This is a genomic window from Flavonifractor sp. DFI.6.63, from assembly GCF_024462255.1.
GTDB classification, from domain to species: domain Bacteria; phylum Bacillota; class Clostridia; order Oscillospirales; family Oscillospiraceae; genus Lawsonibacter_A; species Lawsonibacter_A hominis.
The window spans coordinates 48,561-73,733 of sequence record NZ_JANGBE010000012.1 but is presented as its reverse complement, the minus strand read 5'-3'; the positions used below and the strand labels follow the sequence as shown (position 1 = coordinate 73,733).

Below are 25,173 nucleotides of genomic sequence, written 5' to 3'. Positions count from 1 at the left end.
TCACCGTAACAGGATAACCGCATCAAGCAGCAAAAAACCGCCTGCATGTGCAGGCGGTTTCTGTTGACCCAGGTCCGGTCAGGCCAGCTTGTTGAGCTTGAGGGTCATAGCGCTCTTCTTGCGCGCGGCGTTGTTCTGGTGCAGAAGACCGTGGCCCGCAGCCTTGTCAACCGCCTTGACGGCCACCTTGTAAGCGCCCTCGGCCTCGCTGCGGTTGCCTTCGGCCACCGCGGCCTCGAACTTCTTGATGTCGGTCTTCAGCGCGGACTTAGCGGCCTTGTTCTGCGCAGCCTTGGTTGCGTTGACCAGGACACGCTTTTTGGCAGACTTAATATTCGGCAAACCAAACACCTCCTCCGATGACGATATGATTTGATACACAGTTTGCCCGTGCAGATATTTATTGTAACAGCCAAGCCCCAAAATTGCAACTATTTTTTTCGATTTTTTCATACTTTTTTGCATAGGACCTGCGCTTGGGCAAAAAATAGTACCAAATCGGCAAGACGGCACCATATCTTGTGCCGCGAAAGGAGTACTGCACATGTTGAAACGGCGGACAGACCTGGCGGTGGAGGCCACACAGCTCTGGCAGGAGCAGGCGGGGGAGACCACGCAGCTCAGAGGCGTGCAGGCCAGGGACAGCGTGCGGGAGGGCTACAAGGTCACGACTGTGCGTATCCTGGACGAAAGCGGCGCCCAGGCCCTGGGCAAGCCGGTGGGGACCTATATCACGGTGGAGCTGGATGGCCTGCTGCGCCGGGAGGAGGACGCGTTTCCACGGGCGGCCCGGGCGCTGGCGGCGGAGCTGCGCGGCCTGCTGGACCTGAAGGAGGGGGATGCGGTGCTGGTGGCGGGCCTGGGCAACCGGGCCATCACGCCGGACGGGATCGGCCCCAAGGCCGCCGACCACACCCTGGTCACCCGCCATCTGGTAGAGCGGGTCCCGGAGCAGTTCGGCGCGTTCCGGCCCGTGTCCGCCCTGGCGGCGGGGGTGCTGGGCACCACCGGCATGGAGAGCGGGGAACTTATTTCCGCCGTGGTGGAAAAGACCCGCCCGGCCTGTGTGCTGGCGGTGGACGCTTTGGCGTCCCGGAGCCTGCGCCGGGTGGGGCGGACGGTGCAGCTCTCCGATACCGGCATCGTCCCCGGCTCGGGCGTGGGCAACCACCGTATGGCCCTGAACCGGGAGACGCTGGGGGTGCCCGTCATTGCCATCGGCGTGCCCACGGTGGTGGACGCGGCTACCCTGGCCTGCGACCTGCTGAGCGAGGCGGGCCGGGAGGACCTGGACCCGGCGGCCCTGTCCGGGGCGGGGGAGAACCTGATCGTCACCCCCCGGGAGGTGGATACCCAGGTCGGCGACCTGGCCAAGGTGATCGGATACGGGATCGATCTGGCGCTGCAGAGCGGCCTGGACGTGGCGGATATCGACCTGCTGCTGAGCTGATGCGCCCCGCCTGCCCGGAGGGTTTTGCTTGACGCTCCGGGGAAAAGGTGATACAATACCCCTCACGAAGGAAAGGCAAGGACCGGGAGGAGTACCCCGGGACCCGTTTCAGAGAGGAGCCGGGCGGTGCGAGGCTCTGCGGGAACCGGCGGGAAGGCGCCCGCGAGCCGCGGGGCGGAAATGCCCCGCCGGACCCGCCGTTACCGGGCAAGAGCGCGGGATTTCCCCGGAAATCCCGAATTCAGGTGGCACCGCGGACAACGTTCGCCCTGAGCAGATGCTCAGGGCGTTTTGTTTTGCGCAGAAATTACCATAAAGGAGTGTGTTTCGATGAAAAATACGGAAAAGACCATGGAGCAGGTCGTCAACCTCTGCAAGGGGCGGGGGTTCGTCTATCCGGGCAGCGAGATTTACGGCGGGCTGGCCAATTCCTGGGATTACGGCCCCCTGGGCGTGGAGCTGAAGAACAACGTCAAGCGCGCCTGGTGGAAAAAGTTTGTCCAGGAGAGCCCCTGCAACGTGGGCCTGGACGCCGCCATCCTCATGAATCCCGAGGTGTGGGTGGCCTCCGGCCACGTCTCCACCTTCAACGACCCGCTGATCGACTGCAAGGCCTGCAAAATGCGCCACCGGGCCGACAAGCTCATCGAGAACTGGTGCGCGGAGAACGCCCGTACCGACGTGAACGTGGAAGCCATGACCCAGGACGAGCTGGTGGCCTTTATCCGGGACAACGGCGTTACCTGTCCCGGCTGCGGCAAGAGCGATTTTACCGATATCCGCAAGTTTAACCTCATGTTCAAGACCCACCAGGGCGTCACCGAGGACAGCAGCACCGAGGTCTATCTGCGCCCCGAGACGGCCCAGGGCATCTTTGTCAACTTCCCGGCCATCCAGCGCACCACCCGGAAAAAGCTGCCCTTCGGCGTGTGCCAGGTGGGCAAGTCCTTCCGCAACGAGATCACCCCGGGCAACTTTATCTTCCGCATCCGGGAGTTCGAGCAGATGGAGCTGGAGTTCTTCTGCCAGCCGGGCACCGACCTGGAGTGGTTCTCCTACTGGCGGGAGTTCTGCCATCAGTGGCTGCTGAACCTGGGCATCAAGGACGAGGACCTGCGCCTGCGGGACCACGAGCCGGAGGAGCTGGCCTTCTATTCCAAGGCGACCACCGACTTTGAGTTTTTATTCCCCTTCGGCTGGGGCGAGCTTTGGGGCGTGGCCGACCGCACGGACTATGACCTGAAGCAGCATCAGGAGCACTCCGGCAAGGACCTGACCTACTTCGACCAGGAGAAGAACGAGCACTATATCCCCTACGTGATCGAGCCCTCCCTGGGCGCCGACCGGGTCACGCTGGCGTTTCTGGTGGAAGCCTACGACGAGGAGGTCGTGGACGCCGAGAAGAACGACGTGCGCACCGTCATGCGCTTCCATCCGGCCCTGGCCCCCTTCAAATGCGCCGTGCTGCCCCTGTCCAAGAAGCTGGGGGAGAAGGCGCTGGAGCTGCGGGATGCGCTGGCCCGCGACTTTATGGTGGACTACGACGAGGCCGGCTCCATCGGCAAGCGCTACCGCCGCCAGGACGAGATCGGCACGCCCTTCTGCATTACGGTGGACTTCCAGACCGTGGGGGACGACAAGACCGAGGCCGACCACTGCGTCACCGTCCGGGAGCGGGACACCATGGAGCAGGTCCGGATCCCCATCGATCAGGTCAAGGCCTATATCGCCGAGCGTGTGAAGTTCTGAAAACAACCGGAAGCCGCAGGACACAGCTGTGTCCGGCGGCTTCCGGTTGTTCCGCGGGCGTCCGTGCCGCCCGGATGGGCCGCGCCGGCTCATACCGTATGCCCCCGCTCCCGCAGCACCGCCGCCATGGCCTCCCGATGGGTCCCGGTGACGGCCTGCATCCACTTGAGCAGCACGGAGTCGCTGACACATTGGTACTGGCCCTTTAACCGGTCCAGGTCCTCTGTTTGTGCCAGGGAGCGCCTCTGTTCCGCGGTTTTCCGATCCATTTGCCCTCATCTCCTTGAGAATATATTTATAAATATAATATAAATTATTATAGATGTAAATATAGCCTTCGGTTTTTGCTATTGTTATAACAAAAACGGGACGAGGTATTTTTATGGAGATAGGAAAGCGCATCGCCGCGCTCCGGGAGACGAAAGGATGGACCACGAATCGGCTGGCCAACCAGTGCGGACTGTCCCAAAGCTTCCTGCGGTCGGTGGAGCTGGGCGAGAAGGGGATCTCGGTGGAGAGCCTGTCCTTGCTGTGCGATGCGCTGGGCGTCTCGCTGAAGCAGTTTTTTGACCAGCCCTCGGGGCAGGACACAGAGCGTGAGGCCCTGCTCCGGCAGGTGGACCGGCTGACGCCCATTCAGCGGCAGGCCCTTTCGGTCTTTTTGGGGACCCTGCTGGGCGAGCGATGACACGGCCCCGGCCGCGCCGCAAGTCTGCGGCGCGGCCGGGGCCGTGGTTTGGAGCAAGGGCGCGCTTACGCGTCTTCCCGGGCGGTGATTTGGATGTTCAGCTCGTCTAATTGCTTGGGTTCCACAAAAGAAGGCGCGCCCATCATCAGGTCCTGGGCGTTCTTGTTCATGGGGAAGGGGATGACCTCGCGGATGGAGTCCTCCCCGGAGAGGAGCATGACCATCCGGTCCACGCCGGGGGCGATGCCCGCGTGGGGGGGCGCTCCGTAGGTGAAGGCGTTGTACATGGCGGGGAACTTGGCCTTTACATCCTCCTCCCCCAGGCCTACCAGCTGGAAGGCCTCCACCATGATCTCAGGGTCGTGGTTGCGCACCGCGCCGGAGGAGAGCTCCACGCCGTTGCATACCAGGTCGTACTGATAGGCGGTGATGGTCAGGGGATCCACCGCTCCCGCGGCGGCACGCTTCAGGATCTCCAGACCGCCGTTGGGCATGGAGAAGGGATTGTGGCAGAACTCCAGCGCCCCGGATTCCTCACCGATCTCATACATGGGGAAATCCACGATCCAGCAGAATTCGTAGCGCTCCCGGTCCATGTGGCCGGGGCAGAAATTGCCCAGCTTATTGCGCAGTACGCCGGCGGTCTTTTGGGCGGTGAGGCGCGTTCCGGCGGTAAGGCCCACAAAGCAGTTGGGCTGCAGGCCCAGGGCGCGGATGACCGCGTCCTTTTTCTCCTGCACGAACTTGGAGATGCCGCCCACCAGCTCGCCCTGCTCGTCCAGGCGGAACCAGTAGGCCTTCTCCCCGGCCTGGACCTCCACATCGGCGCACAGCTGGTCGATCTGCTTGCGGGTACCGGAAAAATCGGACACCACCACGGCCTTCACGGTGTGGCCCGCAAAGGGGCCGAAGCCGCAGTCCGCGAGCAGTGCGGTGGCGTCGGCAACGGTCAGGTCGATCCGCAGGTCGGGCTTGTCGGAGCCGTATTTCTCCATGGCCTCAAGATAGGGGATGCGGGTAAAGGGGGCGTCGGAGGCTATGCTGTAGGTGCCGTACTGGGCAAAGATGGGGGGCAGCACCTGCTCCAGAACGGCAAACACATCCTCCTGCCCGGCAAAGGCCATCTCCAGGTCCAGCTGGTAAAACTCGCCGGGGGAGCGGTCGCCCCGGGCGTCCTCGTCCCGGAAGCAGGGGGCGATCTGAAAGTACTTGTCGAAGCCGGAGGCCATCAGCAGCTGCTTGAACTGCTGCGGGGCCTGGGGCAGCGCGTAGAACTTGCCGGGGTGCTTCCGGCTGGGCACCAGGTAGTCCCGGGCGCCCTCCGGGGAGGAGGCGGTAAGGATGGGGGTGGTGATCTCCAGGAAGCCCTGCTCGGTCATGGCGCGGCGCAGGGCGGAGACCACATGGCAGCGCAGGATGATATTGCGCTTGACCGCGGGGTTGCGCAGGTCCAGGTAGCGGTATTTGAGCCGGGCGGACTCGTCGGCCTCCCGGCTGCGGTTGACTTGGAAGGGCAGCTCGTTGTGGCGGCAGCGGCCCAGCACCTCCACGCGGGCGGGGACCACCTCCACGTCGCCCGTGGGCAGTTTGGGATTCTTGGAGTCCCGTTCCCGCACCACGCCTTCGACCGCCAGGGTGGATTCCTTGTTCAGGTCTTTGAACATGCGCAGGGTCTCCTCGTTTTCAATGACGAGCTGGGTCACCCCGTAGAAGTCCCGCAGCACCGCGAAGGCAAAGCTGCTGCCCACCTCCCGCAGATTTTCCAGAAAGCCGGCCAGCCTGACGGTCTGGCCCACATGCTCCATGCGCAGCTCTCCGCAGGTGTGGCTGCGGTAGGAATTGGCCGTATGGCCCATGAAAATCAACTCCAATTCGTATAATCAGCTAAAAATATAACGCGATATCATCAAAGGGGTGCGCCGCCCCGCAGGTCGATGAGGGTGCTGTAGAAGACCTGCACGTCAAAATTCTGATAGGCGGCGGTACCGATCCGCTCACTCACATCGAGGTGATCCATGGCGTATTGGAGCACGTCCTCCCGGTAGGTCAGGTCCCCATGGAGGTTGTTCCAGTTGAAGTCCATATAGCCGCCTTTGCACTGCCCCTCCAAAAAGCGGATGCGCTCCATGACCAGGGGCAGGAACTCCCTGGCGGTGACGGTGCGCCCGTCCAGGGAGAAGAGCACGGTAGCGGGCTCCATCCCGGCGGCCTGGAAGGAGCGCGCGTCGGCGGGGGTGAAGGACTGCCGCTGGGCGGTGCGCACGATGCGGGAGACCATGGCGGCGCATTCCGCCCGGGTAAGGGTCTTGCCGCCGGAGAAGGTGCCGTAGTCGTCCACGCCGGTCAGGATCCCCGCGTTGTAGAAGCGCAGCACGGCGGCGTCGCTGGTGTCGGGCAGGGCGGTGATGGTGTTGATGGGCTCCAAAAGCTCGTCGGTGAGCACGGCGGAGAGCATTTGCACAAATTCCAGCCGGGTGGCGTTTTTGGCGCCGTCGGGCAGGCTCACGCCCAGACCGGACAGGTAGTCCATGGATTGCTGGTACCAGGGGAGGGAGGGATCGGTGGAAGGGGCGGGGAGCACGGCGTCGTTCACGGTGGCGTGGATACGCGCGGCAATGGCCGCCACCTCGCCTGCGGTGAGCACCTTATTGGGCTGGAAACCGGCGTTGGTGCCGTTCATCAGGCCGACCCGGTAGCAGGTATTGACGGCGGAATAGAACCAGTCCCGCTCCAGCACGTCGGTAAAGCCACGATAGGTCTGCTTGTCGGGGAAACGGTTCTCCACGCTCACGGCCAGGGCGGGGACGCTCAGGGACAGGCACAGGGCCAGGGACAGGATCATACACACGAGCCTTTTCATTGGTTGGTTCCCTCCGGTTCTAAAATAGGCGTGCCGCCCTGCCGGGCGGTCAGGCCGGTTTGGATCAGGAGCACGGCCTCGGCCGGGGAGAGGGTCTGCTGCGCGCCGGAAGAAAGGTCCTTAACGGTGACCTTCCCGGCGTTCACCTCGTCCTCCCCCAGGAAGACCGCGTAGGGGATCGAAAGCTTGTCCGCATAGGCCAGCTTCTGCTTGAACTTCTTCTTCTCGCCGTGCAGCTGCGTCCGGATGCCCGCATCCCGCAGGGTGGTGGCAAAGGAGATGGCGGGGGAGAGGTCCTCGGTCATGGGCAGGATCAGCGCGTCCGCCGGGGCGGTGAGCAGGTGGTCGTTCAGGTAGCCCTGATCCTCCAAAACGAAGAACAGACGGGTCAGACCGATGGAAATGCCTACTCCGGGCAGTTGTTTATCGGTGTAGTATTCCGCTAAGTTATCATAACGCCCCCCGGAACAGATGGAACCGATCTCCGGGTGGTCCAGCATGACGGTCTCGTAGACCGTGCCAGTGTAGTAATCCAGGCCCCGGGCAATGGTCAGGTCCACCGTAAAGTGGTCTTCCGGAACGCCGAAGGCGGACATGGAGCGGACCACGGTGTTCAGCTCCTCCACACCCTGATCCAGGAGCGCGCTGCGCCCCTTCAAGGCCGCCAGGGAGGCCAGCGGGTCGGCGGTGGAGAGCAGCTCCAGCAGCTGTCCGGCGGTGGCGGCGGGGACGGCGAAGTCGTCCACGAGGATGGTGCGTACCTGTTCCGCGCCGATCTTCTCCAGCTTGTCGATGGTGCGCATCACGTCCGCGCTCTGCCGCTCCAGCCCCAGCAGGGCAAACAGTCCGCCCAGCACCTTGCGGTTGTTTACCCGGATCTTAAAGCGCTTCAGCCCGAGGGCGGTGAACGTTTTATAGATGATGGAAGGGATCTCCGCCTCGTTGAGGATGTCCAGGCTGCCGTCTCCAATGACGTCGATGTCGGCCTGATAAAATTCCCGAAAGCGGCCCCGCTGGGCCCGCTCTCCCCGGTAGACCTTGCCGATCTGGAACCGGCGGAAGGGAAAGGCGAGTTCGTTCTGGTGCAGGGCCACGTATTTGGCCAGCGGGACCGTCAGATCAAAGCGCAGGGACAGGTCGGTGTCCCCCTTGGTAAAGCGGTAGATCTGCTTTTCCGTCTCGCCGCCGCCCTTGGCCAGCAGCACCTCGCTGGCCTCGATCAGGGGGGTGTCCAGCGGGGTGAAGCCATAGAGGGAGTAGGTGCGGCGCAGGGTCTCCACCATGCGCTCAAACTGTACCTGCCGCTCCGGCAGCAGCTCCAGAAAGCCGGAGAGGGTGCGGGGTTTCAATTTTGCCATTGGGGTATCCTCCTTTATGAACCGTATCCGGCGGGCGCCGGAACGCCGCAGGCGCGGCGTCAAGGGATTCTGCAAAGAGCCTGCGCCCGCCCGGAATGACCTTAAAAAGGCGCTCTCATCCCGTATCACGGGACGAAAGCGCCTGCTTTCGTGGTGCCACCCATGTTCAGCGGCCGCAGAGCCGCCCTTTTGCTCCGGTTACGGGGAGCGGGCCGTGTATGTCTCCATACCCGCTGCTGAGGCCGTCTTTCCCCCGGTCCTTGCCGTAAACGCTTTCAGCCATGGCGTTTTTCTCTGTCCGGCGGTATCCGGGCTACTCATGCCCCGTCGTCGCGGTGCTATTGATGGTATCTCATTTTCCGAAAAAAGTCAAGAGAACGGCGCGCTTTCCCGCATGCTCCGCCGCGCCGCCGCAGGCGGCGCCGGGAGCATGCGCTCTGGTTACGCGGTAAAGGGCTTTGTTTTGGGGTTGATGATATCCCGCCAGTCCAAGTCGCCCCGCTCCAGGCCGTGGATGAGCATCTCGGCGGTGGCCACGTTGGTGGCGAAGGGGATGTTGTACTGGTCGCACAGGCGCGTGATATAGTTCAGGTCCGCATCCAGGTCGTTGGACTGAGGATCGGAAAAGAAGAGGACCATATCGATCTCGTTGTAGGCGATGCGCGCGCCGATCTGCTGGCTGCCGCCATGGGCATGGGAGAGGAAGAGGCTGACCGGCAGACCGGTGGCCTCGGCTACAAGCTTACCCGTGGTGTTGGTGGCACAGATCGTATGCTTGGACAGGATGCCGCAGTATGCGATGCAAAACTGGACCATCAGCTCTTTCTTCCGATCGTGGCTCATCAGTGCAATATTCATGGCTCGTTACCTCTCTTATCTGCTCTTCTATTTCAGCTTCATCAGCGGGGAGCGCTGCCCCAACAGGCGTTTGGCAATGTTCAGATAGGCCACGGCGGCCCCGCGGCTGGCCGCCAGGATCAGCGGTTCTCCCCGGTTGGCGCAGAGCATCACCTGGGGGTCCTCCGGTACCACGCCCAGCAGGGGCAGGCCGGCGGTATCCATGGCGTCGTCGATGGTGGTATGCAGGCGCTTGAGCAGCCTGGGCTGCACCCGGTTGACCACAAGATGGATGCGGGAGATCCGCCCGCGCAGCAGGGCCACTGTTCGCTGCGCGTCCCGCAGGGCGGAGGCGTCGGTAGTACAGACCACCACGGCCCGGTCGGCCGCGCACACCGCCAGCTGGAATCCCTCGCCCAGACCGGCGGGGGAGTCCATCAGGACAAAATCGAAGTCCTCTTTCGCCTGGCGCACCAGCTGCGCCATGGCCTGCCCGGACAGGGGGCGCACCGGCAGCAGGATGGGGGCGGTCAGCAGATAAAGCCCGCGGATGACCGGATGCGCCACCGCCGCCCGCTCCAGGGAGCAGCGGCCCTCCAGCACGTCGGTGAAATCCATCAGCGCCCGGTCGCTCAGGCCCAGGGAAAGGTCCAGATTGCGCAGGCCGATGTCCATGTCGATGCACAGGACCCGGTGCCCCAGGGCGGCCAAACAGGAGGCGACTCCGCCGGTGAGGGAGGTCTTTCCCGTACCGCCCTTGCCGGAGGTGATCACGATCGAAGTGGCCATAGCGTTCCTCCTGTCCGTTCCAATTTATAGAATAGCATGGTTTGTCAAACGAATCAATCGTTTTTTGTGCAAAATGGCGGCAAAATTACCGTCAAAGCGGGGCTTTCTGAATTTTTGCCCAACGGCGGGGATATCCCTTGGGAGTTGAGGAAATCTTTTCCACAATAACCAGACGATGGGCCACGCCCGCACCGGGAATTTCGTAGTCCCAGCTCTTGTGCAGCCGCCCCCCCAAACGGGAGACACAGCGTCCGGCCTGCTCCAGTTCCGCGCCGCAGTCCACCGATTTCATGGCCAGGAAAAAGCCGCCCACCGCCACAAACGGCAGACAGAGCTCGCACAGCAGCGCCAGCGGCGCCACCGCCCGGGCTGCGGCCAGATCGAAGCAATCCCGGAAGCCGGGCAGCAGGGCCTGTTCCTCCGCGCGGGCGTGAAGGCACTTCACATCCTGGGCGCCCAGGGCGGTGCAGGCCTGCTCCAGCCAGGAGACCCGCTTGCCCAGACTGTCCAGCAGGGTGAGCCGAATTGTGGGCTCCAGAATGCGCAGCGGCAGACCGGGGAAGCCGGCGCCGGTGCCCACGTCGATCAGGGATTTTCCGGCGAAGGAGATCCCCGGCGCGTTCAAAAGCGCCGCACAGTCCAAAAAGTGCAGGTCGGCCACCTGATCGGGCGCGGTGATGGCGGTCAGATTCATGACCTGATTCTGCTCCAGCAGCAGGCGGCCGTATTCCGCAAGGGCCGCCGCCCCGCCGGGGGCGTCGATCCCCAGCGCAGTCAGGCCCCGTTCGATACGCTCCTTCATGCGTGTCCTCCCAGCCCGGCCACCAGAGCGGGAAGCCCGTCCAGCAGGCCCAGTATCAGCACGACGGCGCAGGCAATGGCCAGGGCGAGCATGGCGGCCTTGCGGCTGGAGGCGCACTCCTTTTGGCGCAGCTGCCAGACGGCCACGGCGCCCAGCCCGAGACAGCCGGGGCAGACCAGCAGGGGACCGACGCCCCGCAGGTATTCGCCGCCCCGAAAGAAGGGATAGAGATTGAGCAGCACGAAGATCACCATATAGGCCACGCCCGTCCAGGCGAGGATCCGCTTGACGGGGGAGGCGGGGACATAGGGTTCCGTTTCGTCCTGGGGCCGGTCCTGGCGCGGCTCAGGCATCCGTTTGCTCCTTCAGCAGGTCGCGGATCTCCGTGAGCAGCTTCTCTTCCGCGGAGGGCTCCGGCGGCGCGGGGGGCGCGGCGGGCTCCTCCTTCTTCCGGTGGAAGGCGTTGAGGCCCTTGATGATGCAGAAGACCACAAAGGCCATGATGAGGAAGTTCAAAATGGCGTTGATAAAGTTGCCCAGCATCAGATCCCCGCCGCCGGGCAGATGGAGGGCCAGATTGGACAGGTCGCTGTTTCCTCCGGCGAAGATGCCCAGGATGGGGTTGATGATGTCCGCCACCAGGGAGTCGGCAATGGCCTTGAACGCGCCGCCGATAATGACGCCCACGGCCATATCCATCACATTGCCACGGGCGATGAACTGCTTGAATTCGGCGAAAAAGCCGGTGGTTTTCTCTTGCTTGCTCATACTTCAGTCCTCCTTCTTTTTGTTTGGGAGCAGCCGCTCCTTGCCGCCCATATAGGGCTGGAGCACCTTGGGGATCCTTACGCTGCCGTCGGCCTGAAGGTTGTTTTCCAGCAGGGCGATGAGCATGCGGGGCGGCGCCACACAGGTGTTGTTGAGGGTATGGGGCAGATAAGTCCTGCCGTCCTCGCCCTTGACCCGGATCTTGAGCCGCCGGGCCTGGGCGTCGCCCAGGTTGGAGCAGGAACAGACCTCAAAATACTTCTGCTGCCGGGGCGACCAGGCTTCGATGTCGCAGGATTTGACCTTCAGGTCAGCCAGATCGCCGGAGCAGCACTCCAGCTGACGCACGGGGATGTCAAAGTTTCGGAAGAGTTCCACGGAGTAGCGCCACATCTGCTCGTACCACTGCATGGAGTCCTCGGGCTTGCAGACCACGATCATCTCCTGCTTCTCGAACTGATGGATGCGGTAGACGCCCCGCTCCTCGATGCCGTGGGAGCCCTTTTCCTTGCGGAAGCAGGGGGAATAGGAGGTGAGGGTCTGGGGGAGCTTGTCCTCGGGCAGGATCTGGTCGATAAAGCGGCCGATCATGGAGTGCTCGGAGGTGCCGATCAGATACAGGTCCTCGCCTTCGATCTTATACATCATACCGTCCATATCGGTCTGGCTCATAACGCCTTCCACCACGTTGCCGTGGATCATGAAGGGGGGGATGCAGTAGGTGAAGCCCTTGGCGATCATAAAGTCGCGGCCGTAGGCCAGGACCGCCTCGTGCAGGCGGGCGATGTCGCCCAGCAGGTAGTAGAAGCCGGAGCCGGACACCCGCCCGGCTGCGTCCATGTCGATGCCGTCAAAGGACTCCATGATCTCGGTGTGATAGGGGATGGGGTAGTCGGGCACCAGAGGCGCTCCGAAGCGCGCTACCTCCACGTTGGCGGAGTCGTCGGGACCCAGGGGCACGGAGGGGTCGATGATCTGAGGGATGACCAGCATGATCCTGCGGATCTCACCGGCCAGCCGGTCCTCCTCCTGCTCCAGTTCGGCCAGCCGGTCGGCGTTGGCCTTTACCTGGGCTTTGGCCTGCTCGGCCTCAGCAAGCTTGGAAGGGTCTTTCTTGGCCTGGCCCATCAGCATGCCGACCCGTTTGGACAGGGCGTTTCGGGCGGTGCGCAGGTTCTGGGCCTCCTGGATGGTGCGCCGGTTTTCGGCGTCCAGGACCAGCACCTGATCCACCAGGGGCAGCTTTTCCTCCTGGAACTTCTTTTTGATATTCTCTTTGACAGCCTCGGGGTTTTCCCGGAGGAACTTGAGATCGATCATGGTTTATCCGCCTTTCTTGTCATTACTTGGGTCGTTTGTTTGCGCGGGGCCCGCCCCGCTGTTTCACGTGAAACAGTGGTCTTGTCATTGCTCCAGCCATTCGCTCAGCTGGCGGTAGGCCTCCAGCGGGTCGTAAAGCTCCCGTTCCGCGGGACCCATAGCGTCGCTGACCGCCTGGAGGGAGGCTTCCAGCCCGCCGGGAGCGGCGGCCTCCCATTCGGCCAGCAGGGTGCGGGCCTGGGAATAGCGCCGCTGATTATAAAGGGTGCGCAGCTGATTCAGTTTGTTCAGCGCATCCACCTGATCCATGGCCGCCATCAGACCGTCCCGGGCCTTCTGCGCGGTATCCGCGGACGCCTCCCATTCGGCCTGGAGCGTATCGCGCTCCGCTTCCAGCGCGGAAACTTGAAGCTTCAGCGCGTCCCGCTCCGCGATCAGGTTCTCCAGCGATTCCACAGCGGAATTGGAGGTCTGTTCCAGATCGTCCAGGGCCTCCTGATTCGCCCGCTGCTGCATAAAATAGGAGAGCAGCAGCAGAAGAAAGGCGGCGGCAAACAGGATCATCAAATAGAAGAGGACGGAGTTTTTTTTATGGGGCCGTTCGTGCTCCGCATCGTGCTGGAGCGCGCCGCCCTGGTGCGGATCGCGTTCGGCGCTCACAGCAGCTCCCCCCTTCCGGCGGAGGGGGCCTTCTCCAACAGATCGAGAAGCGCGGTCAAGTCGTCGGGGCCATAATACTCCAGTTCGATCCGGCCCTTGCGCTTTCCGGAGACGATGCTGACCTTCCGGCCGAACCGGGCGCCCAGGGTCCGTTCCGCTTCCTTCAGATAGATGCTCAGATCGGGGCCCTCCGGACGGGGCGGGGGGGTGGCTTCGCCCGCCGCGAGCCGTTTGGCCAGGGCCTCGGTCTGGCGGACGGAGAGTCCCTCGGCGACCACCTTGTCGGCCAGCTTCTCCTGAAGCTGGGGCGATGGGACCGAGAGAATGGCCCGGGCGTGTCCGGCGGAAAGCTGGCCGTCCTCCAGCAGCGGATGCAGGGAGGGGGGAAGGGAAAGCAGCCGCAGGGCGTTGGCCACGGCGGGGCGGGATTTGCCCACCTGCTGGGCCACCTCCTCCTGCGTCAGGCCGTACTCCTCCATGAGCACACGGTAGCCTCCGGCTTCTTCCATGGGGTTCAGGTCCTCCCGCTGGAGGTTTTCGATCAGGCCCAGCTCCATGACCTTGCGGTCGTCCGCCTCAATAATGACGGCCGGGACCTCGCTGAGGCCCGCCAGCTTGGCGGCCCTCCAGCGCCGTTCCCCGGCAATGATCTGATAATAACCGGAGGAGAGGCGGCGCACGGTCAACGGCTGGATCACCCCGTGCTGCCGGATGGAATCGGCCAGGTCGGCCAGCGCCTCGTCGTCAAAGCGTTTCCGGGGCTGTTTGAGCCCGGGCTCCACCTGTGAGATGGGGAGGGAGAGGGAGCCTGCCTCCTGTGTCTGCAGGGCGGCATCGCCCAGTAAAGCGCCCAGGCCCTTGCCCAGGCCGCGTTCAGATGCCATAATGTCAATCCTTTCTGCCCGTCACACCCGCGTGACGGCATAGCGGTTGTGCTCCACCAGCTCCCGGGCCAGCTGGTCATAGGCCTCGGCGCCCCGGGAAAGCGCGTCATACGCGCAGACCGGCTTTCCGTGGCTGGGGGCCTCGCTCAGCCGAACGTTGCGGGGAATGACGGTGGCGTACACCTGGCCGGGGAAATGGCGTTTGACCTCCTCCGCCACCTGCATGGACAGGTTGGTGCGCCCGTCGTACATGGTGAGGACCACGCCCTCCAGGGCGATCTCGGGGTTCAGAGAGCGCTTGACAATACGGATGGTGGAGAGCAGGTCGCTCAGCCCCTCCAAGGCGTAATACTCGCACTGTACCGGCACCAGCACCGTATCCGCCGCGCACAGGGCGTTGAGGGTAAGCAGCTCCAGAGAGGGGGGGCAGTCGATCAGGATGTAGTCGTACCGCGCCTTGAGCTGGTCCAGGGCCTCCCGAAGCTGGTATTCCCGGCGCTCCAGGCCGATCATCTCGATGGACGCGCCCGCCAGCGCCTTGCTGGAGGGGAGCACGTCGCCGTAGACCGTAGCGGCCACGGCTTTGGCCGGGTCCGCGCCGTTCAAAAGCACGTCGTAAATGTTGGGGGAGCTGGTCTTGTCCACCCCAAAGCCGGAAGTGCTGTTGGCCTGGGGGTCAAAATCACAGACCAGCACCCGCAGCCCCAGGTTTTTCAGGGCGGCCGCGAGATTGACACAGGTCGTTGTCTTGCCTACGCCGCCCTTCTGATTCACGATTGCAATGGTCTTCGCCATAGCACACCTGCCTTTTCTCAGTTCAAACGGACAAGACCTATTATAATGCCAGCGGGCCTTGAATTCAACAGGAATTCGCCTGTTTTGCCCGGAAATAAAAAACGGACCGCTGTTTCACGTGAAACGGGACAAAAATGAGCTGCGCTTGTTTCACGTGAAACAGCGCAGCTCGTTCCCGGCGGCGTCAGGCTCTGGCCTGCTTGGGAATGCGGATCGTCAGCAAAATGGTGTCGGCCGTCTCCTGCCGGTCGCAGGCGGCGTCCACGCCGGCCGTGCGCATCAGGCTCACGCCCCGGGTAATCGTGTTGAGGAAAAACCGAATGTCCTTGATCACAAACGTGGGCCGCCGGGGAGCGGAAGCTCCGCCGCGGGACAGCAGACGCTCCACCAGCTGCTCGGTGCGGGCCACCGTAAGTCCGTCCCGCACAATGGTCTGAGCGGCCGTCCACTGCAGGGCGCCGTCCTCCAGCCGCAGCAAGGCCCGGGCGTGGCGCTCGGTACAGCCGCTGTCCCGCAGCAGCGTAAGGACTTCCGGGGCCAGGCGGAGCAGCCGCAGCTTGTTGGCCACCGCCGATTGCGATTTGCCGATGCGCCGGGCGGCCTCCTCCTGAGACAGGTGGTAGGTACGGATCAGAACAGACAATGCGTTGGCCTCTTCCAAAAAGTCCAGGTCCCGCCGCTGGAGGTTTTCCACCAGCGCCAGCAGGGAAGAGGCCTCCTCGTCCACCCCCAGCAGGATGCAAGGCACTTCCTTCAGCCCCGCCAGCCGGGAGGCCCGCAGACGCCGCTCCCCGGCAATCAGCTCGTAGCCTCCGGCCGCCCGCCGCACGGAAAGCGGCTGAAGCACCCCGTGCTCCTGAATGCTGGCGGCCAGCTCCACCAGGCCCTCCTGGGAAAAGTTCCGTCGGGGCTGATTGGGGTTGGGGGAGATCTCGGACAGGGGCAGGAACAGGACCCGGCTGCTCTCCAGCAGCCCTTTTTTGCGCAGCAGCGGCATGATCACGCCCTCCTTCGTACACGCGGCTTGTCTGATAACCATATATTACCATATTATGCCGCAAAAAAGCGCGAACGGCGTCGGATGGGAAATATTTTCCAAATAGAAGCCGCGGACCGGGCGATCCGGCCCGCGGCTGCGGCGGTTCAAAAGGCCTGAGCCGATGCGGGAAAAAACGTTCCTGCAAAAGGGCGCGCCCTGCGCAGGCGTTTGGCCGCCGCAGGGCGCGCTTCCAGGGGCGCGAAAAGAGAGGGGCGCCTGAGGGCCTAAGCCCGCAGAAAGCCCTTTCCGAAGATCTCGCTGGAATTGGCCACGATCATAAAGGCGTGGGGATCGGTCTGCTTCAGGTGCTGGCGCAGCGCCACGGCCTGCGTCCGGGAGAGAACGGTGAGCACCACGTGATGCACCTCGTGGGTATAGGCGCCCTCCGCCTTCCAGAGGGTAGCCCCCCGGCCCAAGGTATGGGTCACATAAGCGCAGACGTGTTCCGGGTCGGAGGTTATGATGAAAAAGGCCTTGCGGCGGTTGAAGGATTCGATGGCGCTGTCCACCAGCACAGATTTGAACACCAGCCCCAGCAGGGAGAAAAGGCCGGACTCGATATCAAAGAGAAACAGGGCCGCGGCGGCGATGGCCACGTCGGAGACCAGCAGGGCGCGGCCCACGTCCATGCCGGAGAATTTTTTCAGGATCATGGCGGCGATGTCGGTGCCGCCGGTGGAGGCGTTGATGTTGAACAGGATCGCCGAGCCCAATGCGGGGAGGATGACGGCGAAAAAGAGCTCCAGCATTTTCTGACCGGTCAGCGGGGCGTGCATGGGGAAGACCCATTCGAACATCTGCACCAGGCCGGAATAGAGCAGGGAGCAGTACACCGTGCGCACGCCGAAGCCGCGGTTGAGCAGCAGAAACCCCAGCAGCAGGAACGCCAGGTTGATGATCCCGTTGAAGACCGAGGGGGTCAGCCGGGGCACGTTCACCAACTGGCCCAGCAGCAGCGCCAGACCGGATACGCCGCCCATGGAGAAATTGTTGGGGAATTTGAAGAAGTAGACCCCCACAGACACCAGCGCGGTGCCGAGCGTCATCAGCAGGTAGGTGTGCAGGGTCTGCTTCCAGTCAGGCTTCATGGCGGGAATGCCTCCTCGTGATTTGGTAGAGGGACGGGTCAGCGCTGGGATTGGATGGCGCTCCACACATCGTAGCCGGTGGAGGCGGGGATGGCGCCCAGACGCCAGAGGGAGACCCCGGTGACGCCGAACATGCGGGCCAGCGTTAGTTTGTCCAGCACGCTCTGCTCGTTTTCATACCACACGCGGTAGCGGGCGCCGTCCTGCGTGGTGTAGGTGACCGCCGGATTGCGGTAACGCTCGCTGTACTCCACCACGGCGCCGGGCTGGGCCAGACGGGCGCGCAGCACGTCCTGGGCGGGGTGGTACACAACGCCCTCCAGCAGGATGCCGTTTTCGTCGATCCGGAAGCCCGCGGTGCCGAAGGAGATGGCCAGGGCGATCTTGCTGCGGTCGGCCACGCCCGTGTCCGGGTCGGTCAGATCCCGCAGGGCCTCGTACACGCCGGCAAAGGGGGTGACGGGGGAGTCGGTATTGGCGGTGCCCACGTGCTTGGCGGTCTCGGCGGCGGTCCACTGGTAATCGTGCGCCATGAGGATGACCTTGTCGCACACCGCGCCCAGGCCCCGGTAATCGAAGCCGGTGTACCAGGTATCCGGCTGCACGCAGACGTAGAGGGTCTTGTCCGCCGGCAGAGCGGCGCGCAGCTGGGTCAAAAAGGACACGTAGTCCGTTTTGAGGGTATCCCCCTTGAGTCCCTCAAAGTCGAGGGTCACCCCCGCGTAACCGGCGGCGGCCGCGGCCAGAAGGGAGACCGCCTGGGCGCGGGCTTCGGCGCTGGAGGTCAGGGCCGCCACGGTGGAGGTGCTGCTCCCGTCGGCCAGGGAGACGCGGTCGGCGGCGGAGGCGTAGACGTTCAGGTTGTAAGGGATCTGATGCTGGTTGAAATAGTCCGTGGCGGGGGTGGGGTCGGAGGGCATGACCCAATCGTTGTTGTTGGCGCTGGTGGAGTTGAGCCGGGGGCCCTCCTCCGCGTCGAACTCCATCCGGGCCCAGCCCACGCTGAGGGCGTCCAGAGAGGAGGCCAGGTTAATCTGGCTGTAGGAGGAAAAAGCGTAAAAACCGTGGAGCCAGTCGATCTTGGAGGTGTAGCGCTCATAGACCCGCACCAGCATGGCCGCGGCCTCCTCCCGCTTGGCGGAGTTGTGGGGGAGAAAGCGCAGGCTGCCGTCGGAAGCGGTCACGCCGGTGATCATGCCGATGTCGTAGGCGATGGCGATATAGCCCGTGTTGCTTTTTACGTCGGTGAAGGGAAGGGCCAGGGAGGACAGGGACTGGGCCAGGGTGGAATAACCCAGCGCGCGCACCAGCATCACCGCCATCTCTTCCCGGCTGATGTAATCGTCGGGGCGGAACGCGCCGCTGGCGTCCATCACGTCGTGGGCGCGGGCGGTCTCCACATAGGAATAGCACCACTTGCCGGCGGCGCAGTCGATATAGGAGGGGGCCTGCGGAGTGACGGTTTCCCAGGAAAACATACGGCAGAGGATGGTGACGAACTCCCCGCGGGTAATGTCCCGGCCCACGCCGAACGTGCCGTCGGCATAGCCCTCCATCAGACCGTAGGAGCGGGTCTTCTCAATGACGTCAGCGGCCCAGCTGCCCTGCGCGTCGGAAAAGGCGCGGGCGGCCGGAGAGAGGGGCGCCGCGCAGAGCAGCAGGACCAGGGCGAGCAGAACGGAAAGCGTACGACGTTTCATAATAGCCTCCTTAGGCACTGGACGGATCCGGATAGGGCGGCCGGAGCGGGCCCGGGGTCTGTTCCGGCCGGCCACGATGTCTGCATTGTAGCAGACATCGTCGAAAAACGCAACGGACAGGGGAAAAGACCCTCCACAAAATTTCCAAAAAGGGGTGACGAACGGCGGCATTTTTGATAGAATATGATTAATTGAAGTGACGTGTGTGTTTGCGGTAAAATGAAAGTAAGTTTTTCCGATGGGGACGGTAATACAGAAATAAGGAGACGCGGATATGAAGCTCATGGAGGATCGCATCCGGCAGGACGGCAGGATTCGGGAGGGCGGCGTGCTCAAAGTGGACAGCTTTTTGAACCATCAGATGGACGTGAAGCTGTTTAATGAGATTGGAAAGGAGTTTCTGCGTCTGTTCGGGGACTGCGCAGTCACCAAGATCCTGACCATTGAGGCGTCGGGGATCGGCATCGCCTGCGTGAGCGCGCAGTTTTTTCATGTGCCGGTGATCTTTGCCAAAAAGAACAAGACCCGCAATATCGCGGGAGACGTGTATACCTCCAAGGTGGAATCCTTTACCCACGGGAAGGTGTACGATATCATCGTGTCCAAGGAGTTTCTGCACCCGGAGGACCGAGTGCTCCTCATCGACGATTTCCTGGCCAACGGCAGCGCCCTGCAGGGGCTGATCAAGCTGGTGGAGGACGCGGGCGCCACCCTGGTGGGGGCGGGCATCTGCATCGAGAAGGCCTTCCAGCCCGGCGGCGACCTGATCCGCTCCATGGGCGTGCGCGTGGAATCTCTGGCGCGGATCAAATCCATGAGCGTGGAGGACGGCGTGGCGTTCTGCTGAGGCGGAAGACCGCCGTTTCCCCGGCCAGAGATTCCACCCGCCCCCGCAGGGCGGGGCGCGCGGCAGCGCGTGCAAGGGGTTGGAAACCCCTTGGCGCAGGCGGGATTCACTTCCGCCGAGCATGTGAAGCCGGTTCTGGGACCCCGGGCCGGCTCCGGCGGCCCGGGCGATCTCCGGCGCGGATCAAATCCATGAGCGTGGAGGACGGCGTGACGTTCTGCTGATCCCGGCTGTGTCAGCCGTTTTTAAATAGTGGTACCGGAAACCTGATCTTACATAATTAAGGAGGAAACCCAGAAATGAAGAAGAGATTGCTCGCGCTCCTGCTTGCCTGCTCCATGGTCTTCGCACTGGCTGCCTGCGGCGGCAACGGCCAGTCCGGCACGCCCGAGACCACCGCGCCTGAAACCGGCGCGCCCGAGACCACCGCGCCCGAGACCGGCGCCCCCGAGGCCAAGACCGTCAAGGTCGGCCTGATCTGCATCGGCGACGAGAACGACCAGGGCTACACCTACAACTTCATCCGCGGCAAGGAGGCCGTCACCGAGACGCTGGCCGCCAAGGGCATCAACGTGGAGTGGGTCGTCAAGTACAACATCGGCGAGGACAGCTCCTGCGAGGACGCCAATATCGAGCTGGCCGAAGAGGGCTGCCAGCTGATCATCAACAACTCCTACGGCTTCGAGCCCTTTATGCTCAAGGTCGCCCCCGACTATCCCGAGATTGAGTTCATTTCCTGCACCAACCAGGCTTCCTGGAACGACGGTCTGGACAACACCCACAACGCCTTCGCCAACATCTATGAGGGCCGCTACCTGGCCGGCGTGGCCGCGGGCATGAAGATGCAGGAGCTGATCGACAACGGCGACATCACCGCCGACCAGGCCGTGATCGGCTACGTGGGCGCTTACTCCTTCGCCGAGGTGATCTCCGGCTTTACCGCTTACTATCTGGGCGCCAAGAGCGTGTGTCCCTCTGTCTCCATGAAGGTCCAGTTCGTGGGTTCCTGGTCCGACGCCACCGCTGAGGGCAACGCCGCCGACGCGCTGTGCGACCTGGGCTGCATCATGATCTCCCAGCACTCCGACAACACCACCCCCGCCACCACCGCCCAGTCCAAGGGCGCGTTCCACACCGGCTACAACAACGATATGATCGGCGTGGCGCCCGAGGCCTCCATCATCGGCACCCGCATCGACTGGTCCGTGTACTTTGAGTACGCCATCGAGGCCGTCGTCAACGGCGAGAGCTTTGACCAGGATTGGTGCCACGGCATGGACGAGGGCGCCGTGGTCATGACCCCGCTGAACGAGGACATCGCCGCCGCCGGCACCGCCGAGAAGCTGGCCGAGGTGGAGGAAGCCATCCGCACCGGCGCGCTGCAGGTCTTTGATACCGCTACCTTCACCGTGGGCGGCGAAGAGGTTACCGCCTCCTTCGCGCTGGACACCGACGGCGACTTTACCCCCGATTCCGAGGAGGCCGTGTTTGACGGCGCCTACCACGAGTCCTACTTCCAGTCCGCTCCTTACTTCGCGCTCCAGATCGACGGCATCGAGTGGCTGAATTCCGCGTTCTAAGCAATTTGACCCAATACCCAAAGGCGGGCTGCTTCTGCAGCCCGCCTTTTCCATTGCCGGACGGCGGGACGGCGCCGCCCGGGCAATTCTTTGGCTGTGCCGGGGGAAAAAATCGTGCTACACCCTTGCGCCGGGCCCGCGGTTTTGATACCATAGGAAAAGAAGCGTTTCAGAGATACGGCGCTGTTCCATTGACCGGGTCCGGCGCCGGGCCCGGAACAGAAAGGATGACAGCCTTGGAAACTGTCCATGCGATTGAGTTCAGGCATATCACCAAGCGATTCGGCAAGGTAGTGGCCAACGACGGGATCGACCTGACCCTGGACCGGGGGGAGATCCTGGCCCTGCTGGGGGAAAACGGCAGCGGCAAGACCACGCTGATGAACATGCTCTCCGGCATCTATTTTCCGGACGAGGGAGAGATCCTGGTGGGCGGCAAGCCGGCGGCCATCCGCTCCCCCAAGGACGCCTATGCCAACGGCATCGGCATGATCCACCAGCACTATAAGCTGGTGGACGTGTTCACCGCGGCGGAAAATATCGCCCTGGGCCTGCACGACGGCGGCAGGCTGGACCGGCGGGAGATCGCGGCCAGGGTCCAGGCCATCAGCGATAAATACGGCTTCGGCATCGACCCCAACAAGAAGGTCTACGACATGTCGGTGTCGGAAAAGCAGACGGTGGAGATCGTGAAGGTGCTCTACCGGGGGGCCGACGTGCTCATTTTGGACGAGCCCACCGCCGTGCTCACCCCTCAGGAGACCGAGCGTCTCTTTGCCATCCTGCGTACGATGAAGGCCGACGGAAAAGCCATCGTCATCATCACGCACAAGCTCCATGAGGTCATGGCCATCTCCGACCGGGTGGCGGTGCTGCGCAAGGGGCAGTACATCGGCGCCGTGAACACGGCCGAGACCGATCCCCAGGCCCTCACCGATATGATGGTGGGCCACGCGGTCACCCTGAACATCGACCGGCCCGACCCGGTGGACCCCAAGCCCCGCCTGACGGTGGAGGGCCTGACCGTGCTGGACGCCGAGGGTGTGAAGAAGCTGGACGGCGTGGGCTTCACGGCCCTGGGCGGCGAGATTTTGGGGATCGCGGGCATCGCCGGCTCCGGCCAGCGGGAGCTGCTGGAGTCCATCGCCGGACTCTATCCCATCGCCGCGGGTTCCATCCGCTATACCCCCGACGGAGCCGGGCCCCAGGAACTGGTGGGCAAGACCCCCATGCAGATCAAGCAGGCGGGCGTGGCCATGGCCTTCGTCCCGGAGGACCGGCTGGGGATGGGCCTGGTGGGCGGCATGGGCATGACGGGGAACATGATGCTGCGCTCCTGGCGGCGCGGCAAGGGCGTATTTGTAGATCGAAAGGACCCCAACGCACTGGCGCTGAAGGTGAAGGAAAGCCTGGAGGTGGTCACCCCCAGCGTGGATTTCCCGGTGCGGCGGCTGTCCGGCGGCAACGTGCAGAAGGTCCTGGTCGGCCGGGAGATCGCCTCCTCGCCCACTGTGCTCATGAGCGCCTACGCCGTGCGCGGCCTGGATATCAACACCTCTTATACGATCTATAACCTGATGACCGAGCAGAAGAAAAAGGGCGTGGCCGTCATCTTCGTGGGGGAGGACCTGGACGTGCTGCTGGAGCTGTGCGACCGTATCCTGGTCCTCTGCGGCGGCAAGGTCTCCGGCGTGGTGGACGCCCGCACCGCCACCAAGGAGCAGGTGGGCCTGATGATGACCCGTGTGGGCGGAAAGGAGGGCGCGTGATGCACGAAGTGAAAACACCGCTGATCCGCCTGGCCAAGCGGGACGCCATGCCCGCCTGGCAGGTGTGGTGCATCCGGGGCAGTTCCTTCATCGCCGCGATCCTGCTGGGCGCGCTGATTTTCCTGGTGCTGGGCAATAACCCCATCTCCGCCTACGGGACCATCCTTTCCGGCTCGCTGGGCAAGTCCACCGCCATCCGTCAGACCGTAAAGATCGCCATCCCGCTGCTGGGTACCGCGCTGGCCATTGCGCCCTGCTTCAAGATGCGTTTTTGGAACATCGGCGCCGAGGGGCAGATCACCGCAGGCGCCGTGGCGGCCAGCTATTTTGCCCTGTTTTGGGCCGACCGCCTGCCCGGGCCCGCCCTGATCCTGGTCATGGCGGCGGCCGGGGCCGTGGCGGGGGGCATATGGGCCCTGGTGCCCGCCTTCTTCAAGGCCAAGTGGGGCACCAACGAGACCCTGTTTACCCTGATGATGAACTACATCATCATCGGCGTGGTCCGCTGGCTCCAGGGCGGTCCCTGGGAGGGACGGCCCGGTTCCCAGATCATTCCGCAGTTTGACTCCAAGGCCGTCCTGCCCAAGGTGCTGGGCGTGCACTGCGGCTGGATCATCGTGCTGGTACTGACGGTGGTCATGTTCATCTACATGAAGTACACCAAACAGGGCTATGAGATCGCCGTCATCGGGGAGAGTGAGAACACCGCCCGGTACGCGGGGATGAACGTAGGGGCCATTATCATGCGCACCATGTTCCTTTCCGGCGCCATCAGCGGCCTGGTGGGCTTCATCGTGGCCTCGGGCGCCAACAATACCCTCTATGACGGGGTGGCCGCCGGGGTGGGCTTCACCGCCATCACCGTGGCGTGGCTGGCCCAGCTCAACCCCTTCGCCATGATCGGCATTTCCGCCCTGCTGGCGGTGCTGGAGAAGGGCGCGGATACCCTTCAGACCCGTATGAACGTGCCCGCCTCCATTTCCGACATCATCACCGGCATTTTCCTGTTTTGTATGCTGGGGTGCGAATTTTTCATCAACTACCGGCTGATCCTCCGGGGCGGCCATAAGGAGGTGACCGGAGCATGATCAACCAAAGTCCGGTCCTGCTGCTCATCATGGCCGCCGTGCTCAACGGTACGCCCCTGCTCTTCGGCACCGTGGGGGAGATCCTCTCGGAAAAGTCGGGCAACCTGAACCTGGGCGTGGAGGGCATGATGTATATGGGCGGCGCCATGGGACTGGGAGCCGCGTTCTACTATGAGCAGCTCTCCGGCGGCAGCGCCAGCGGGATCGTGGCCGTGCTGCTGGCCATCCTGTTTTCCTTCCTGGGCGGCGCGTTCGGCGCGCTGATCTACAGCTTCATCACCATCACCCTGCGGGCCAACCAGAACGTGACCGGTCTGGCGCTGGCCATCTTCGGTACCGGCGCGGGCCAGTTCATCGGCGAGTACATGCGCGTCACTTCCGGCGGCTACGTAGCCATCAGCAATGAGCTCAAGGCGGTTTTCGCCAACTCCCCCTTCCCGGCGGCGCTGCAAAAGCTGCCGGTGGTGGGCCCGCTGCTCTTCGGCCAGAACATCTTCGTCTACCTGGGCCTGGCGGTGGCCGTCGTCATGGCCGTTTTCCTGAACCGCAGCCGGGCGGGGCTCTATCTCCGCGCCGTGGGCGAGTCCCCCGCCACCGCCGACGCGGCGGGCATCAACGTCACGCGCAACAAGTACCTGGCCACCGTCATCGGCGGCGGCATTTCCGCCATCGGCGGCATGGTGTATATCACCACCATCGCCGGGTGCGTGTGGAACCACGAAGGCCTCGCCGGCGAGGGCTGGCTGGCCGTGGCGCTGGTCATCTTCTGCCTGTGGCGCCCCCTCAACGCCATCTGGGGCTCCATCCTCTTCGGCGGGCTGATGATCCTCTATCTGCGCCTGCAGGTCCCCTTTATCCCCGATCAGCTCTACAAGATCCTGCCCTATGTGGTGACGGTGATCGTGCTCATCTTCACCAGCCTGCGCAACAGCAAAGACAAGCAGCCCCCCGCAAGCCTGGGGCTGGCCTATTTCCGGGAGGAACGGTAAAGGGGCCGGCCGGCATGAGAAGGGCCCGTTCCAAGGCGCATCCCCAGGGGAGCCTCCCTTGCTCCTGCGGGCGGCGGAACTCTGCGAGGCCCTTCCCCAGGAGGTTTTTTCGA

Annotated in this window: 25 protein-coding genes and 1 other annotated feature; of the genes, 8 read left to right on the top strand and 17 right to left on the bottom strand. The window is 63.5% G+C overall.

What is annotated here, in order from left to right:
- Positions 1-78: 78 nt before the first annotated feature.
- On the bottom strand, positions 79-342 hold the full coding sequence (gene rpsT, locus NE547_RS08455) for a 30S ribosomal protein S20 (protein WP_207723730.1): 264 nt from the start codon (positions 340-342) through the stop codon (positions 79-81).
- Between the two features lie 202 nt (positions 343-544).
- Between rpsT and gpr the strand changes: the two genes are divergently transcribed.
- Positions 545-1,450, top strand: coding sequence for a GPR endopeptidase (gene gpr / locus NE547_RS08450; protein WP_256175362.1), 906 nt, complete (start codon positions 545-547; stop codon positions 1,448-1,450).
- Between the two features lie 69 nt (positions 1,451-1,519).
- Positions 1,520-1,725, top strand: a binding site (T-box leader).
- Between the two features lie 55 nt (positions 1,726-1,780).
- A complete protein-coding gene (locus tag NE547_RS08445) occupies positions 1,781-3,199 on the top strand; it encodes a glycine--tRNA ligase (RefSeq protein ID WP_186907397.1) in 1,419 nt (472 codons plus the stop codon).
- Positions 3,200-3,288: 89 nt separating this feature from the next.
- Here NE547_RS08445 and NE547_RS08440 read toward each other — a convergent pair whose 3' ends face one another.
- On the bottom strand, positions 3,289-3,468 hold the full coding sequence (locus NE547_RS08440; protein WP_186907396.1) for a hypothetical protein: 180 nt from the start codon (positions 3,466-3,468) through the stop codon (positions 3,289-3,291).
- A gap of 113 nt (positions 3,469-3,581) precedes the next feature.
- Here NE547_RS08440 and NE547_RS08435 point away from each other — a divergent pair, with 113 nt between their 5' ends.
- The gene (locus NE547_RS08435; RefSeq protein ID WP_186907395.1) at positions 3,582-3,887 is read left to right on the top strand and encodes a helix-turn-helix domain-containing protein; all 306 of its coding nucleotides are present in this window, start codon (positions 3,582-3,584) and stop codon (positions 3,885-3,887) included.
- Between the two features lie 65 nt (positions 3,888-3,952).
- On the opposite strand, the gene aspS is transcribed toward NE547_RS08435, so the two are convergent.
- The 15 genes from aspS to NE547_RS08360 form a co-directional block, all read right to left on the bottom strand.
- A complete protein-coding gene (gene aspS / locus NE547_RS08430) occupies positions 3,953-5,743 on the bottom strand; it encodes an aspartate--tRNA ligase (RefSeq protein WP_256175360.1) in 1,791 nt (596 codons plus the stop codon).
- A 50-nt stretch (positions 5,744-5,793) separates the two neighbouring features.
- Positions 5,794-6,747, bottom strand: coding sequence for an S-layer homology domain-containing protein (locus NE547_RS18380; RefSeq protein ID WP_287879569.1), 954 nt, complete (start codon positions 6,745-6,747; stop codon positions 5,794-5,796).
- Entirely contained in the window at positions 6,744-8,105 is a 1,362-nt protein-coding gene (gene hisS, locus NE547_RS08420) for a histidine--tRNA ligase (RefSeq protein ID WP_256175358.1), read from the bottom strand. The genes NE547_RS18380 and hisS overlap by 4 nt, the downstream gene beginning before the upstream one ends.
- A 441-nt stretch (positions 8,106-8,546) precedes the next feature.
- On the bottom strand, positions 8,547-8,963 hold the full coding sequence (locus tag NE547_RS08415; RefSeq protein WP_186907391.1) for a methylglyoxal synthase: 417 nt from the start codon (positions 8,961-8,963) through the stop codon (positions 8,547-8,549).
- 27 nt (positions 8,964-8,990) lie between these two features.
- On the bottom strand, positions 8,991-9,731 hold the full coding sequence (gene minD / locus NE547_RS08410) for a septum site-determining protein MinD (RefSeq protein ID WP_186907390.1): 741 nt from the start codon (positions 9,729-9,731) through the stop codon (positions 8,991-8,993).
- Positions 9,732-9,822: 91 nt separating this feature from the next.
- On the bottom strand, positions 9,823-10,533 hold the full coding sequence (gene rsmG / locus NE547_RS08405; protein ID WP_186907389.1) for a 16S rRNA (guanine(527)-N(7))-methyltransferase RsmG: 711 nt from the start codon (positions 10,531-10,533) through the stop codon (positions 9,823-9,825).
- Positions 10,530-10,886 (bottom strand): hypothetical protein, encoded by a 357-nt coding sequence (locus tag NE547_RS08400; RefSeq protein WP_186907388.1) that lies wholly within the window; start codon positions 10,884-10,886, stop codon positions 10,530-10,532. The genes rsmG and NE547_RS08400 overlap by 4 nt, the downstream gene beginning before the upstream one ends.
- Complete coding sequence (mscL, locus tag NE547_RS08395) at positions 10,879-11,301, bottom strand: large conductance mechanosensitive channel protein MscL (RefSeq protein ID WP_186907387.1); 423 nt, start codon at positions 11,299-11,301, stop codon at positions 10,879-10,881. The genes NE547_RS08400 and mscL overlap by 8 nt, the downstream gene beginning before the upstream one ends.
- Before the next feature lie 3 nt (positions 11,302-11,304).
- Positions 11,305-12,621 carry a serine--tRNA ligase gene (gene serS / locus NE547_RS08390; protein ID WP_256175354.1) on the bottom strand — a complete coding sequence of 439 codons (1,317 nt, stop codon included), beginning with the start codon at positions 12,619-12,621 and terminating at the stop codon, positions 11,305-11,307.
- 84 nt (positions 12,622-12,705) lie between these two features.
- Entirely contained in the window at positions 12,706-13,281 is a 576-nt protein-coding gene (locus NE547_RS08385; RefSeq protein WP_256175352.1) for a hypothetical protein, read from the bottom strand.
- Positions 13,278-14,165: a ParB/RepB/Spo0J family partition protein gene (locus NE547_RS08380; RefSeq protein WP_256175350.1), complete on the bottom strand. Its 888-nt coding sequence runs from the start codon at positions 14,163-14,165 to the stop codon at positions 13,278-13,280. Before NE547_RS08380 ends, NE547_RS08385 begins: the two co-directional genes overlap by 4 nt.
- Positions 14,166-14,186: 21 nt before the next feature.
- On the bottom strand, positions 14,187-14,960 hold the full coding sequence (locus NE547_RS08375; RefSeq protein ID WP_256175348.1) for a ParA family protein: 774 nt from the start codon (positions 14,958-14,960) through the stop codon (positions 14,187-14,189).
- Positions 14,961-15,144: 184 nt separating this feature from the next.
- A complete protein-coding gene (locus NE547_RS08370) occupies positions 15,145-15,957 on the bottom strand; it encodes a ParB/RepB/Spo0J family partition protein (RefSeq protein WP_256175347.1) in 813 nt (270 codons plus the stop codon).
- A gap of 266 nt (positions 15,958-16,223) precedes the next feature.
- Positions 16,224-17,087: a YitT family protein gene (locus NE547_RS08365; protein ID WP_256175345.1), complete on the bottom strand. Its 864-nt coding sequence runs from the start codon at positions 17,085-17,087 to the stop codon at positions 16,224-16,226.
- A gap of 38 nt (positions 17,088-17,125) precedes the next feature.
- Positions 17,126-18,787, bottom strand: coding sequence for an S-layer homology domain-containing protein (locus NE547_RS08360; RefSeq protein WP_256175343.1), 1,662 nt, complete (start codon positions 18,785-18,787; stop codon positions 17,126-17,128).
- 274 nt (positions 18,788-19,061) lie between these two features.
- Here NE547_RS08360 and NE547_RS08355 point away from each other — a divergent pair, with 274 nt between their 5' ends.
- The 5 genes from NE547_RS08355 (at position 19,062) to NE547_RS08335 (ending at position 25,060) form a co-directional block, all read left to right on the top strand.
- The gene (locus tag NE547_RS08355) at positions 19,062-19,634 is read left to right on the top strand and encodes a xanthine phosphoribosyltransferase (protein ID WP_256175341.1); all 573 of its coding nucleotides are present in this window, start codon (positions 19,062-19,064) and stop codon (positions 19,632-19,634) included.
- 299 nt (positions 19,635-19,933) lie between these two features.
- A complete protein-coding gene (locus tag NE547_RS08350) occupies positions 19,934-21,214 on the top strand; it encodes a BMP family ABC transporter substrate-binding protein (RefSeq protein ID WP_186907380.1) in 1,281 nt (426 codons plus the stop codon).
- A 227-nt stretch (positions 21,215-21,441) separates the two neighbouring features.
- Positions 21,442-22,983 carry an ABC transporter ATP-binding protein gene (locus tag NE547_RS08345; protein ID WP_369807603.1) on the top strand — a complete coding sequence of 514 codons (1,542 nt, stop codon included), beginning with the start codon at positions 21,442-21,444 and terminating at the stop codon, positions 22,981-22,983.
- Entirely contained in the window at positions 22,983-24,071 is a 1,089-nt protein-coding gene (locus NE547_RS08340) for an ABC transporter permease (RefSeq protein ID WP_186907378.1), read from the top strand. The genes NE547_RS08345 and NE547_RS08340 overlap by 1 nt, the downstream gene beginning before the upstream one ends.
- Positions 24,068-25,060 carry an ABC transporter permease gene (locus NE547_RS08335; RefSeq protein ID WP_186907377.1) on the top strand — a complete coding sequence of 331 codons (993 nt, stop codon included), beginning with the start codon at positions 24,068-24,070 and terminating at the stop codon, positions 25,058-25,060. Before NE547_RS08340 ends, NE547_RS08335 begins: the two co-directional genes overlap by 4 nt.
- Positions 25,061-25,173 lie beyond the last annotated feature (113 nt).